At 68.5% G+C, this 13,216-nt stretch carries 12 protein-coding genes; 7 read left to right on the top strand and 5 right to left on the bottom strand.

The features are described from left to right. Positions 1-33: 33 nt before the first annotated feature. Complete coding sequence (locus ACFVTD_RS00505; RefSeq protein WP_387556615.1) at positions 34-768, bottom strand: IclR family transcriptional regulator; 735 nt, start codon at positions 766-768, stop codon at positions 34-36. A 222-nt stretch (positions 769-990) separates the two neighbouring features. Here ACFVTD_RS00505 and ACFVTD_RS00500 point away from each other — a divergent pair, with 222 nt between their 5' ends. Next, a complete protein-coding gene (locus ACFVTD_RS00500) occupies positions 991-2,325 on the top strand; it encodes an MFS transporter (protein ID WP_387556614.1) in 1,335 nt (444 codons plus the stop codon). Between the two features lie 114 nt (positions 2,326-2,439). Here ACFVTD_RS00500 and ACFVTD_RS00495 read toward each other — a convergent pair whose 3' ends face one another. Both ACFVTD_RS00495 and ACFVTD_RS00490 read right to left on the bottom strand, forming a co-directional pair. Beyond that, the gene (locus ACFVTD_RS00495) at positions 2,440-3,267 is read right to left on the bottom strand and encodes an alpha/beta fold hydrolase (protein WP_387556613.1); all 828 of its coding nucleotides are present in this window, start codon (positions 3,265-3,267) and stop codon (positions 2,440-2,442) included. A gap of 81 nt (positions 3,268-3,348) precedes the next feature. Continuing rightward, a complete protein-coding gene (locus ACFVTD_RS00490) occupies positions 3,349-4,746 on the bottom strand; it encodes an amino acid permease (protein WP_387556611.1) in 1,398 nt (465 codons plus the stop codon). 296 nt (positions 4,747-5,042) lie between these two features. On the opposite strand from ACFVTD_RS00490, the gene ACFVTD_RS00485 reads away from it, so the two are divergent. Genes ACFVTD_RS00485 through ACFVTD_RS00465 form a run of 5 tightly spaced genes read left to right on the top strand, consistent with a single transcriptional unit; the run spans position 5,043 to position 10,958 of the window. Continuing rightward, positions 5,043-5,753: an NUDIX domain-containing protein gene (locus tag ACFVTD_RS00485; RefSeq protein ID WP_387558896.1), complete on the top strand. Its 711-nt coding sequence runs from the start codon at positions 5,043-5,045 to the stop codon at positions 5,751-5,753. After that, positions 5,750-7,054, top strand: coding sequence for a quinolinate synthase NadA (gene nadA, locus ACFVTD_RS00480; RefSeq protein WP_387556609.1), 1,305 nt, complete (start codon positions 5,750-5,752; stop codon positions 7,052-7,054). Before ACFVTD_RS00485 ends, nadA begins: the two co-directional genes overlap by 4 nt. Next, entirely contained in the window at positions 7,054-8,874 is a 1,821-nt protein-coding gene (locus ACFVTD_RS00475) for an L-aspartate oxidase (protein WP_387558893.1), read from the top strand. Before nadA ends, ACFVTD_RS00475 begins: the two co-directional genes overlap by 1 nt. Next, positions 8,867-9,784, top strand: a complete 918-nt coding sequence (nadC, locus tag ACFVTD_RS00470) for a carboxylating nicotinate-nucleotide diphosphorylase (protein WP_387556607.1) — start codon at positions 8,867-8,869, stop codon at positions 9,782-9,784. The genes ACFVTD_RS00475 and nadC overlap by 8 nt, the downstream gene beginning before the upstream one ends. 7 nt (positions 9,785-9,791) lie before the next feature. Continuing rightward, complete coding sequence (locus tag ACFVTD_RS00465) at positions 9,792-10,958, top strand: cysteine desulfurase family protein (protein ID WP_387556605.1); 1,167 nt, start codon at positions 9,792-9,794, stop codon at positions 10,956-10,958. Between the two features lie 55 nt (positions 10,959-11,013). On the opposite strand, the gene ACFVTD_RS00460 is transcribed toward ACFVTD_RS00465, so the two are convergent. Together ACFVTD_RS00460 and ACFVTD_RS00455 are read right to left on the bottom strand one after the other, a co-directional pair. After that, positions 11,014-11,502: a GtrA family protein gene (locus tag ACFVTD_RS00460; RefSeq protein WP_387556603.1), complete on the bottom strand. Its 489-nt coding sequence runs from the start codon at positions 11,500-11,502 to the stop codon at positions 11,014-11,016. A gap of 25 nt (positions 11,503-11,527) precedes the next feature. After that, positions 11,528-12,190 carry a DUF1684 domain-containing protein gene (locus ACFVTD_RS00455; protein ID WP_387556601.1) on the bottom strand — a complete coding sequence of 221 codons (663 nt, stop codon included), beginning with the start codon at positions 12,188-12,190 and terminating at the stop codon, positions 11,528-11,530. A gap of 170 nt (positions 12,191-12,360) precedes the next feature. Here ACFVTD_RS00455 and ACFVTD_RS00450 point away from each other — a divergent pair, with 170 nt between their 5' ends. Then, positions 12,361-13,188 (top strand): hypothetical protein, encoded by an 828-nt coding sequence (locus ACFVTD_RS00450; RefSeq protein ID WP_387556599.1) that lies wholly within the window; start codon positions 12,361-12,363, stop codon positions 13,186-13,188. Positions 13,189-13,216 lie beyond the last annotated feature (28 nt).

The following is a 13,216-nucleotide window of genomic DNA, read 5'->3' as shown; positions in this document are numbered from 1 at the left end:
GTTCCGTGCGGGGCCGCGGAGCCTTCCGCGCCGTCACGCCAGCTGGCGCTCGATCCTGGCTGCACTCTCCGCGATGGCTGCGCCCACGGCTTCCGGATCATGGGCGGAACGGATATAGACCACCGCCAGTGCGGCCGGACGCCCACCGGGCACGCGGATGGGTGCTGCCAGCGACGAGACGCCGGCGATCACTTCGTCATGGCTGGCCGAGTAGCCCTTCCGCCGCGCCTCCGCCGCTTCCGGTCGATAGGGTGTACCGGTCGCAAGCCTGTCCCACTCCTCTTCCGAAAGCGCCGACTGGATGGCAATGCCGGGTGCACCGGCGTTGATGGGGTGGCGGGTTCCGGGGTGCTGCGCGACGGTGGCCCCCGAGTGCCGTGGCTCGACAGTGACGAGGGTGATGCAGTCGTGGTGGTCCCACACCGCGATGAACGCTGTCATGTCCAGTGCGTTTGCCAGCTGGGTGAGCTCCGGCAGCGCGGCGCTCTGCAGGTTGCGCGAGACTCCCCGCGCCAGGACTGCCAGGCCGGGTCCGGGCTGGACCCGCCCCGCGTCATCGCGGACCAGCAGTGAATGGTCTTCGAGGGTGCGCAGGATCCGGTACGCCACCGAACGGTGCACGCCCATGGCATCGGCCAGTTCCGCGATGGTCATCGGGCCGGGCGCGGCTGCCAGAATCTCAAGGGCGCGAATGCCCCGCGAGAGAGTCTGGGAGGGCGAGGCCTGGGTGGCCGGTCCTGCCGGGGCGGCGGCGTCGGTGGGAGTCATAAAGTCCATCCTAGAGGCGCGGACCGGGGCCATCGTGTCCCTTATGGGAACTTGCAGTTCAAATACGGAACCCGACTGACGATTTGCCGTTCAGCGCAAAATTCGACCACACCGTGTCGCGTATCACAATTTCCGTAGTACCCTACTAACTAACTGACCGTTCTGTCGGTAATCCTGAAGGCGTCCGGGCGGCCCTGCTGCCCAATAAACAATGGAGTTTCAATGACCACACCTTCCAAGGTGGATACACTCGCCGGTCCCAGCACCCGGCGTGAGGAACGCAAGGTCCTCGCCGGAACCCTCGTCGGCACCACCATCGAATGGTACGACTTCTTCATCTTTGCCCAGCTGACTGCGACGCTGCTGTCACCGCTGTTCCTGGCGCCGCTGAACGAGTCCAACCCGGGCCTGGCGCAGATCCTCTCCTTTGCCCTCATCGGCATCAGCTTCCTGTTCCGCCCCCTCGGCGCCGTCATCGCAGGGCACCTGGGCGACCGCCTGGGGCGGAAGGCGATGCTGGTCTTCACGCTGGTGATGATGGGCGCGGCCACCGCCCTCATCGGGATGCTGCCCACCTACGCGCAGATCGGAGCCTGGGCCCCGGTACTGCTGATCCTGCTGCGGGTCATCCAGGGTTTCTCGGCCGGTGGTGAATGGGGCGGCGCCGCCCTGATGGCCGTCGAGCACGCGCCGGTCAACCGGCGTGGCCTCTTCGGCGCCTACCCGCAGATCGGCGTGCCCGTCGGCATGATCCTCGCCACCGGCCTGCTGTTCTTCCTCAACACCAGCATGTCCAAGGAAGACTTCGCGGCCTGGGGCTGGCGCGTGCCCTTCCTGCTCTCCATCGTCCTGATCGTGGTGGGCTACCTCATCCGCCGCGCCGTTGCCGAAAGCCCCGTCTTCCAGGAGATGGCCCAGCGGAAGAAGGAAAGCAAGGCGCCCTTGGGCGAGCTGGTCCGGAACCACAAGCTCCCGGTCCTGTACTCCACGCTGATCTTCATCGGCAACAACGCCGCAGGCTACCTGCTGATTGCGTTCTTCATCTCCTACGCCACCAAGACTCTGAAGATGCCTACGCCGCAGATCCTCCTGGCCACCACGCTGGCGTCCTTTGGCTGGCTGATCTTCACCCTGGTGGGCGGCTGGCTGTCCGACCGCATCGGCCGCGTCAAGACGTTCCTGATCGGCTACGCCATCGTTTTCGCCTGGATGATCCCGATGTTTGCCCTGATCGACACCAAGGACATCATGCTTTACGGCGTCGCCCTGTTCGTCCTGACGATCGGCCTGGGCCTGTCCTATGGACCCATGTCCGCGATGTACGCAGAGATGTTCCCCGCACATGTCCGGTACTCCGGCATCTCCATCGGGTACGCCTTCGGCGCCATCCTGGGCGGTGCCTTCGCGGCGACCATCGCCGAATCCCTGCTCCAGTCCACCAAATGGACCGGTTCGATCGGCATCTACATCATGGCCCTCTGCGTGATTTCCGCCGTCGGCGTGGTGCTGGCCAAGGAGACCAAGGGCCGCCCGCTCGGCGTCAGCAGCCACCACTGATCCAACCCGGCCCGCGCCCTGGCCGGGCGCGGGCCGACAACTGCAGCAGCCCGGGCCGCCAGGTCCGGGCTGCTGGTTCGTGTGGGGCAGTTCCGCCGTGTGGGGCCCGGCTGCCTACACTGCCAGGAACGAGATGGCGGCCTGCTTGAAGGCCCGGCTGGTAACGGCATTGGTATGGTTCCGGCCGGGAAGGACCAGCTGCTCCGCCATGGACCCGGCACTGCGGGCCAGGTCGGCAAGCCTGGGCAGGGTGTGGGCCCGCTCGTCCTTGTCGCCGACCACCAGCAGCATCGGAACATGGGGGACTGCCTCGGCGGGGTCGTACGGTTCGGCCTTGATGGCCTCCACCAGTGACAGCAGCGCGAAGATGTTGTTGCTCGGCAGCAGCAGGGCCATTTTGAGCAGCTGGGCCGTGGATTCGTCACCGATGGGCGTTCCGTCTGCCAGGTAGTCCTGGGCGGCACGGAGGTCGAACGCCGCGAGCGGGTCGGAATCGTTGGGTCCGCCGAGCACCAGCCGGTGCACCAACTCAGGCTGGGTGGCGGCGAATTCCCAGGCGAGCCGGGAACCCAGCGAATACCCCACGATGTCGAGTCCGCTGGAAGGGTCACCGTCGTGCAGGGGGCGCGCGCCGGCGTCGAACACTGCCTGCAGCAGGTCCGCCCGGATCCGGCTGGGGGAGTAGGAGTCGCGGTCCTCCGGCGCGCCGCTGCGGCCGTGGCCCGGCAGGTCGACGGTGATGATCCGGCGGCCGGCGTCAAGCAGGGAGGACACCCAGCCGGTGTCCTCCCAGTTGAGCTTCGAGGATGAGGAAAAGCCGTGGATCAGCAGGACCGGCCGCAGGCCCGCGTCGGCGGCGGGTTCGTGGACTGCCACGTATAGCTGCGGGTCGGTCCCTTCGACGGTGTGCCCCTGCTGCTGTCCGGTGTGCCTGCCGCTCATGGTGTCAGATCCCCAATCAGGTACGGCGCCTGGGCGGGCCCGGCGCGTCGGTGCCTCTTGCTTTGAAAGGTACCCGCCACTTTACCTGTTGGCCAACCGGTTACGGCCGGCCAGGCGGGCCCCGGCGGCGCAGGCCAACGCAATCCCCGCGATCAGGGCGAAGGTGCTGAAGAGCTGGACGCGGCTGCCCTCGGCGCTGAAGCCGACGGCGAAAATGAGTCCCAGCAGGACCAGGCCCAGGATGGTCAGGCCGGGGAAGCCCTTCATCCGCAGGGGAAGCGGGGTGCCGGTGCGGTCTGCCCGCCGGCGCAGGATCAGCTGGGAGACCAGCGCGCTGCCCCACACCACCAGGCACGTGGATCCCACCAGCTGGAAGAGGGCGGGCAGGATCCGTTCCGGGAACAGGAGCTCCAGGACGGTGGCGATGAAGCCGAACGCCACCGAGACCGCCACGGCGAGCAGCGGCACACCGGCCGTGTTGAGCCGGGTAAGAACCCGGGGCGCCTCGCCCCGCTGCGACAGCGAATACACCATGCGGGAGGCACCGTAGAGGTTCGCGTTCAGCGCCGAGAGGAGTGCGACGACGGCCACGAGGGTGATGGCGGTCGAGGCGCCGGGGATCCTGGCAGCGTCCAGTACGCCGGCGAAGGGCGAGGCGAGGCCTTTGGATGTGGCTGGGAGGACGGCGGCAATGACGAAGACGGAGCCGATGTAGAACACCAGGATGCGCCACACCACGGTCCGGATGGCTTTGCCGACGCTGCGCTCGGGTTCCTCGGTTTCGGCGGCGGCCACGGACACGATTTCCGTGCCGCCGAAGGCGAAGATCACCACGAAGAGGGCTGCAGCGACACCGCCCAGGCCTTGCGGTGCAAAGTTGCCCGTGAGGTTTGCCGCGCCGGGGGAGTCGACGCCGGGCAGCAGGCCCAGGAGCAGGGCGGCGCCGATGGCCAGGAAGAGGACGATGACGGCCACTTTGAGGATGGCGAACCAGAACTCGAACTCACCGAAATTCCGGACGCCGGCCAGGTTGATGCCGGTGAAGACCACCATGAAGAGCAGCGCCAGTGCCCAGACCGGCACCACGGGCCAGACGGAGAACAGCAGTCCCGCGGCGCCCAGGGCCTCGGCGGCGATGACCACCACCAGCTGCAGCCACCACAGCCATCCGATGGTCGCCCCGGCGGTCCGGCCGAGCGCCCGCTCTGCGTAGACCGAGAAAGCTCCGCTGGTCGGGTTGGCAGCGGCCATCTCACCCAGCGCCCACATCACCAGGATGATCAGTGTTCCGGCCACGAGGTAGGACACCAGCACGGCAGGTCCGGCAGCCTGGACACCGGCGCCGGACCCCAGGAACAGTCCCGCGCCGATGGCGCTGCCCAGCCCCATCATGGTGAGCTGGCGCGGCTTCATGCTGTGGCCGGCTGGAGCGTTCGTGGGGATGGCGGTGGCCGTGGTCCGGCCAGACTTCGTCGTCATGGGGGCAATGCACCTTCTGGGGCTGGTGGGTGGGGCGGGCCGCGGGGGTCCGGGGTCCTCGTGGGACCTTTTGAATTTACCGCCTCCGGAACGTGCCCGGAAACGCCGGCAGGAAGGGAGGCGTGGAACGCTGGCGAAACCGGTCTGTGGTGCGCCGCCTGCGGTCCCGGGCAGGGACGGCAGAAATATTTCCAATTCGAGTGGCCCCGGCCGTAGAATTAGTTCTAGTCAATTTGACTATAACTAGGGCAAGGCTCCCGGGAGGGTGGCCGAAGGTGCCGGAAGGCGGTGAAACGGTGTACTACAGTTCGGCGAACGTCTCCGAGCGCCAGGCCGCTCCGCCGTCGCTGGCCATCTCCACGGTCATCTTCGCACTTCGGCCCAGCGAGTCCTCGGGCCGGCCCACATTGTGGCTCCCCCTGGTACGCCGGATCCGGGAACCCTTCAAAGGGCTGTGGGCCCTGCCGGGCGGACCCCTCAGCCACGACGAGTCACTCCAAAGCGCCGCGGCCCGGAACCTGCAGGAGACCACCGGCCTCGCGCCCCGCTACCTGGAACAGCTGTACGCCTTTGGCGGCCTGCACCGCTCACCCACCCAGCGGGTGGTGTCCATCGTCTACTGGGCGCTGGTCCAGCCCACGGAAGCTGCTCTCGCCGACGAATCCGAAAACGTGAGGTGGTTCAGGGCGGATCGTTTGGGGGAACTCGCCTTCGACCACAACGCCATCGTGGACTACGCCCTGGGGCGCCTTCGGAACAAGCTGGCCTACGGCTCGGTGGCCTACCACCTGCTGGGCGAGTACTTCACGCTGGCCCAGGTCCGCGAAGTCTACGAAGCCGTCCTGGACCGCCAACTGGACCCGGCCAACTTCCGCCGGCAGCTCAAATCCACCCCGGAAATCGAAGAAACCGGGGAATACCTCCAGGGCGGCAAGCACCGCCCGCCACGCCTCTACCGCTACACCGGCCGGCCCGGCCTTGACCCAGACAACAGGAGCACACCATGAGCAGCGTCAACACGGCAATCCAGCTGATCACGCGCGAACAGGCCGAGAAGGGCGCCGCCGCCACAGGCAGCACCTGCAGCCCGGCGTTGGCCAAGGGCCCGTGGGACTACGACCTGGCCGAGGCACTCGCCGGTGTACCCGCCTACGGGCCGGGCGCCTCCAGCGCGGACCCGGCCCCCGCCGGCACCCCGCGCCAGGGCCAGCTGCCCGACGAATACAAGCTGGCCGGCGACGCCGAACTCGCAGAACGCATCACGGCAGCCAAGGCCACCCTGGGCGACCGCGCCGTCATCTTGGGCCACTTCTACCAGCGCGACGAGGTCATCCAGTTCGCGGACTTCGTGGGGGACTCCTTCCAGCTCGCCAACGCCGCGCTGACCAAACCGGAAGCGGAAGCCATCATCTTCTGCGGTGTCCACTTCATGGCCGAAACCGCTGACATCCTCTCCACCCCGGAGCAGGCCGTGATCCTTCCGAACCTGGCCGCCGGCTGCTCCATGGCCGACATGGCGGACACGGACTCCGTGGAGGAGTGCTGGGAACAGCTTGAGGAGATCTTCGGCACCGAGCCCGACGCCGAGGGCCGGGTCCCGGTCATTCCCGTCACCTACATGAACTCCTCCGCAGCACTGAAGGCTTTCTGCGGTGAACACGGGGGCATCGTCTGCACCTCCTCGAATGCCAAGACGGTCCTGGAGTGGGCGTTCGAGCGGGGACAGCGGGTCCTGTTCTTCCCCGACCAGCACCTGGGCCGCAACACCGCGAAGGCGCTGGGCGTGCCCCTGGACCAGATGCCCATGTGGAACCCGCGGAAAGACCTGGGCGGCAATGACGAACAGGCGCTCCTGGACTCCCGCGTGATCCTCTGGCACGGGTTCTGCTCCGTGCACAAGCGCTTCAGCGTCGCGCAGATTGAAAAGGCCCGGGCGGATTTCCCCGGCGTGCAGGTCATCGTGCACCCCGAATGCCCCATGGAAGTGGTGGACGCCGCCGATTCCGCCGGCTCCACGGACTTCATCAAGAAGGCCATCGCCGCCGCCACCGAGCCCACCACGTTCGCCATCGGCACCGAAATCAACATGGTCAACCGGCTTGCCGCCGAGTACCCGCAGCACACCATCTTCTGCCTGGACCCGGTGATCTGCCCGTGCTCCACGATGTACCGCATCCACCCCGGGTACCTCGCCTGGGTGCTGGAGGAACTGGTGGCCGGCCGCGTGGTCAACCGCATCACTGTGGACCAGGACGTGCAGGCCAACGCCAGGACGGCGCTCGAGCGCATGCTCGCCGCGAGGCCGTGATGACGCGCCGGCTGGCCGTCGTCGGAAGCGGCATCGCAGGCCTCTACGCCGCACTGCTGGCCGGCGATGCCGGCGCGGACGTGGTGCTGCTGACCAAAGGCGCGCTGGACCAGAGCAACACCTGGTACGCGCAGGGCGGCATCTCCGCCGTCCTGCGCCGACCCGCTCCGGGGGATACCGTAGCCGCGCACATCGCGGACACCCTGCGCGCCGGGGCCGGGCACTGCAACGAGGCCGCGGTCCGGCTGATGTGCACTGAGGCGCGGCGGGACATCGCCGGCCTGCAGCGCTTCGGGGTTGCCTTCGATGCCGGGCAGGCCAAGGAAGGCACGGATGGGGCAACGCACGACGACGGCCCGGCGCTCGGGCTCGAAGCGGCCCACAGTGCCCCGCGGATCCTGCACGCCGGAGGAGACGCCACGGGTGCCCGCGTCGCCGGCGCGCTCATCCAGGCCGTCCTCTCCCGCAGGGATGAAGGAAAGCTCACCATCCTCACGGACGCCCTGGTCACCGCACTGGTATCCCGGGAGGGGCAGGTGGGAGGAGTCGGGTACCTCCAGGACGGCCGGCCGGCGGAGCTCGAGGCGGACGCCGTCCTACTCGCCACCGGAGGAGCAGGACAACTGTTCGCCCAAACCACCAACCCCGCCGTTGCCACGGCCGACGGACTGGCGCTCGCCGTCCGCGCCGGAGCGGCGGTGGCAGACCTTGAGTTCTTCCAGTTCCACCCCACCTGCCTGGTCAGCTCCGCCGCGGCACACCCGGCCCGGCTGGATGGACCACTGCTGATCTCCGAGGCCGTCCGCGGGGAAGGGGCCATCCTGCTGGACTCCGGAGGACGCCGCTTCATGCAGGCCTACCACCCCGACGCCGAGCTCGCGCCACGCGACGTCGTCTCCCGCAGCATCGCCCTGCACCTCGCCAAGCTGGGTGATCCCAACGGGCACGTCTACCTCGACGCCCGGGGCATTGAACAGGCCCGGGGCCACGGCTTCCTCCAACGGAGGTTCCCGACCCTCACCCGCAAAACCCTCGACGCCGGCATCGACTGGACCCGCGAACTGGTACCCGTGGCCCCCGCCGCGCACTACTGGATGGGCGGGGTACGCACCGACCTCTCCGCACGCACCACCGTTCCGGGCCTCTACGCCGCCGGGGAAGTCGCCTGCACCGGCGTCCAAGGGGCAAACCGGCTGGCCAGCAACTCCCTCCTCGAAGGACTCGTCTTCGGCCGCCGCGCTGTTGAAGACTTCCTGGAGGGCAGCTCCGCAGGTCCCTCGGCGCCTGCGCTCGCGCCTCGCACCGGCGAACGCCTCGCAAGCTCGGCGGCCGATGCGGACGCTCACGCGACAACGGCGCTTTCGGGACCTCCGGAACTGCCGCACGCTTCCGCACCCCTGCCGCGAAACGCAAGTGCGCACGTCACCGTCCCTGCTGTTTTAGAAGGTGCGGTGGGTCGATCAGATGCGCCCGCCGGGAGTTGGCCGTTCAGCTCCGGTGGGGGAGAGGAGGTCGGGGAGCCCTTTTCGCGGGAGGCTCTTCGCCGCCTTATGACCTCGCACGCCGGGGTGCTGCGCTCCGGGGAATTGTTGGCTGAGGCCGGCCGCACGCTTGGCCACTGGGCCGCCGTCGTCCGTCCTGATGCCGTTGATTCCTGCGCTGACCCTGTGGCGCAGGAGGACCGGAACCTCCTGCTGGCCGCGCAGTTGCTGGTCAGCGCCGCCCTCCAACGCGGTGAATCGCTGGGGGCGCATTACCGCAGCGACGAAACAGTCGAAACCCTTCCCCTCCCGCCGAAAGCGAGCCTGCTCCATGACTGAACCCGCCGTGATCGACCAGGCAGTGTCCCCGCGGCCCCTGCTGGACCTGGCCCTTCCGCCCGCCCCCGTCCGGGACATCCTGGAGCGGGCCTTCGCCGAGGACGCGCCCTGCGGCGACATCACCTCCCAGCTCCTCATTCCCGGCGGCGCCCGGGCCACCGCCGTCCTGAACGCCCGCGTGCCCGGCGTCCTCAGCGGAGCCACCGTGTTCCGCGACGCCATGCAGCTGGTGGACCCCGAAACGCACGTGGAGCTGCTGGTGGCGGACGGTGAAACGTTCGACGCCGGAACGCACCTCGCACGGGTCACCGGCAGCGCCCGCTCGGTGCTCCTGGCAGAACGCGTGGCGCTCAACCTGGTCCAGCGGATGTCCGCCATCGCCACGAAGACCGCCGAATTCGTGCGGCTCGCCGAAGGTACCCGGGCCCGCATCACCGATACGCGAAAGACCACCCCCGGCCTGCGCATCCTGGAACGGTTCGCGGTCCGTTGTGGCGGCGGTGCAAACCACCGGTACAGCCTCTCCGACGCCGTGCTGGCCAAGGACAACCACCTGGCCGTGATGACCGGCGGGGATCCGGCCAAGCTCACCGCCCTCCTCCTGGCCGCCAAGGCCCAGCTGGGACACACCACCCACTTCGAAGTCGAAGTGGACCGGATGGACCAGATCGAACCCGTGCTGGCGGCCGGCGTGGACACCATCATGCTGGACAACTTCAGCATCGACGAACTCAGGGCAGGGGTTGCCCTGGTGGCCGGCCGGGCCCGGGTGGAAGCCAGCGGGAACGTCAACACCGGGACGGTCGAGGCCATTGCGGCCACCGGTGTGGACGTCATCTCCGTCGGCGCGCTCACCCACTCCGTGGCCGCGCTGGACCTGGGGCTGGACGTCGAACTGGACGCCGGGTGACCCTGCCATGATTTTCCTTGACGCCGCCGCCACCACACCGGTCCGCCGTGAAGTACTGGACGCCATGTGGCCCTACCTCACCGGCGGCTTCGGAAACCCCTCCAGCCACCACACCCTCGGTGAAGCCGCGGCTGAGGCTCTGGCACAGGCGCGGAGGACGGTGGCGGATGTCCTTGGCTGCCGCCCCGGCGAAGTGGTGTTCACCTCCGGTGGAACCGAGGCGGACAACCTCGCCGTCAAAGGCATAGCCCTGGCCCGGCAGGCCGCAAACCCACTGCTGGACCGGGTGGTGATCAGCGCCGTCGAACACCCTGCCGTGGAGGAATCCGCCCGGTACCTGGAACGCTTCCACGGCTTCACCGTCGACGTGGTGCCCGTGGACGAAACCGGCCGCGTCACGCTCGAAGCACTTGCCGGGGCTCTGCGCCCCGAGACCGCGCTGGTGAGCATCATGTATGCCAACAACGAGGTGGGCACCAGCCAGCCCATCGCCGCGCTGGCGGAAACGGCCCGTGCCCAGGGCATCCCGTTCCACACCGACGCCGTCCAGGCCGCAGGGTGGCTGCCGCTGGACACCCGCACCCTGGGCGTCGATGCGATGAGCATCTCGGGCCACAAGCTGGGGGCCCCAAAAGGCTGCGGACTGCTGTTTGTCCGGAGCCGTACGCGCCTGGAACCGGTCATCCACGGCGGTGGCCAGGAACGGGGCCGCCGGTCCGGAACGGAAAACGTTGCCGGTGCGGTGGGACTGGCCGCGGCCCTCACGCTTGCCCGGGACCGCCAGGCAGCGGAGCAGGCCAGGGTAGCCGGCCTGCGTGACCGCTTCATCGCCGCTGTCCTGGCAGGCGTGCCGGACGCGCTCCTCACCGGACATTCCTCGGAACGGCTGCCGTCCGTGGCGTCGTTTTGCTTCCCCGGTACCAGCGGAGAGTCGGTGCTCCTGGAGCTGGAACGGCGCGGCGTGGTCTGCTCCAGCGGCTCGGCCTGCGCTGCCGGTTCGGACGCGCCGTCGGCCGTGCTGACCGCCATGGGTGTTCCTGCCGAGGTGGCCCAAACGGCCGTCCGCTTCAGTTTCGACGCGGCGGTATCGCAGGAGGACCTCGACGCCGCCGCGGCTGCCGTCCTGGCGGCTGTCGCCGCCGTCAGGAACCTGGGCGCGGGCCAGGGCCGGTAAGCCGTCCCTCCGCCCGGAACCTTGGTGCGGAACTCTGCGGTGCCCTGGCGGTCCCCTAGCGGTGCCGTGCCCGGCGGAAGATCCAGTGCCGCAGCATGCTGAACCGCACCGCGGTGGCCAGGAAGCCGGAGAGCGTGGTGGCCACCAGTTCGTCACCCACGGTGGCGTCCGGGTTGAACCAGTTCAGCACCCCGAGGCTGCTCCCGGTGATCACCAGGGCCACGGCAATCACCACCAGGCCGTTCAGGTGGTCACTGAAACGGCGCTGCCCGCCGGCGATCTTAAACGTCAGCCTGCGGTTCAGGGCCGTGTTCAGCAGGGATGTCAGGACCAGGGCCACGGCATTGGCCAGCTGGGCGCCGAGCCACGGCCGCAGCAGCGCGTAGAGCCCCAGGGACGCCGCGGTGCAAATGACCCCGACGCCGGAAAAACGCAGCAGCTGCCGGATGACCGGAAAGCGAAGCACACCACGGTAGTGCTTGGTGGCGGGAAAGCGCCGGGGCGCTGTTTCCGTGACGGCGGGTGCGGACAGGCCTTCGCTCACGCGGTCTTACCGGTAACGGCCGGCATCAGTACAGCTCGCCCACGGGGATGTCCACTGCGAGCCGGTTGGAGGGCCCGGGCAGCGGGCAGGCCCATGCCTCGTTGTAGGCGCAGGAGGGGTTGTAGGCGAAATTGAAGTCCAGGACGAACATGGCATCCGGCCCGGACCCCTGGACCCCGTGGAAGGCACCCTTGATGGTGTCCAGCAGGTAGCGTCCAGCGCCATAGCTGCCTCCTGGCTGGCCCGCCGTGGCATCGCGGAACGGAACGAAGATACCGCCGCCGTATCCGTGGATCTTCCACACCCCCAGCTGGCCCATTTCGGGGAGGTCGAAGGTGCCCAGCCGAACGAAGTTCACCACCCCGTCGGTTCCCGTGTCCACACTCATCTCCCGGCCCGCGCCTTCCTTGGTGAGCGGGACGTGGAAGCGGTGGATGGGGTCATAGTCCGCGGTCTTCAGGCCGGAAAAGCGGGCCTTGTCCGCTGTGGTCAGCGCCGACGCCGGATGCGTGGCGAACATCAGGTCACGCTGGTGGCGCCAGTAGGAGTGGGCTTCGGACGGGCTCTCCGCGGAGATCCGCCGGACGTTGTCGTAGAGCGCAAAGGTCCGCAGCCGCCAGTCGGCAATGTCCAGCGCCGAAATGTCCGCGGGGTTCTCTTCGGCTGCGCCGTGCTGCTCTTGCGACATAGCCTCCAGCCTAGTCCCAGCCCGGGGTGGTGAATGTCCGACGGCGACACGCCAGGCCCGCGCGGCGGCCGGCGCCGGGTGGACAGACCGGCAGGGGACGGCAGTCGGGATGCAGGAAACGCCGCCACGGCAGGCGGGAGAGGGGGACCGGCCCCGTTAGGCTGGGCCCCATGACAGGCGCGCCAGTGAAGGCTGTTCTTTCCGGTATCTCCCTCGTGGCTGCCGCGGTCTTGCTGGCAGCATGCTCATCGCCGCAGGCAGCCGGCCCGGGCTGGACGGCTCAGCCGGACCCTTCCGCGCCGGCAGCATCCGGTACAGGCACGTCCGGTACAGGCACGTCCGGAACGACTCCACCGGTTGGCGGCGCCGGCGCCACGGCATCCGCGCCAGCCACCTCCGGCGGCCCGCAGGCGGTGCCCACCGCAACGTCGTGGAAAACATTCTCCGACCCCGCAAAAACCGTCAGTTTCGACCTCCCGGCGGACTGGATCGCCCAGTCAGTGGCAACGGAGGAAGGCGTCCTTCCCGGCGGCCTGAAGGTCGACGTGAAGAAGCCCGACGGGACCTTCATGGCTTCGCTCCGGACGGGCTTGCCGCCGTCGTCCGTTGACTGCCCGGACGGTGCACAGCACCCGTACACGGTGATCAGCAGCGTCCCCTTCGACCTTGCCGCCGAGGGCGGGGAGGGAACCATCCCGCCCCGCATGGTCTACCGGGTGATCCAGGGATACCGCTATTTCGGTTCCTACGGCATCACCAACCTGGTGGGCGGAACCGACGGGAAGGCGTGCGAGCTGCGCAACGTGGTCCGTGGCCCGGCCGGGAAGGGCGACTACTCGTTTGGTGACCTCGTGGCCCTCAAGGCGTTCGCTCCGGATGAGAAAGTGGCCCCGGCAAAGGCGTTCGACACCCTGGCCCAGGCGGCCCAGTACGTCAATGAGAGCCCTGACTTCGCCAACGTGCAGCGGATGCTAATGTCGCTGAAGGTCAAAAACTAGTCCCGCTGCCCGCCCCCACCAGGTGCCG

Origin of the sequence: Pseudarthrobacter sp. NPDC058119 (assembly GCF_042884655.1) — a bacterium.
Taxonomy (GTDB): Bacteria; Actinomycetota; Actinomycetes; order Actinomycetales; family Micrococcaceae; genus Arthrobacter.
This window is presented reverse-complemented; position numbering and strand designations above follow the sequence as displayed.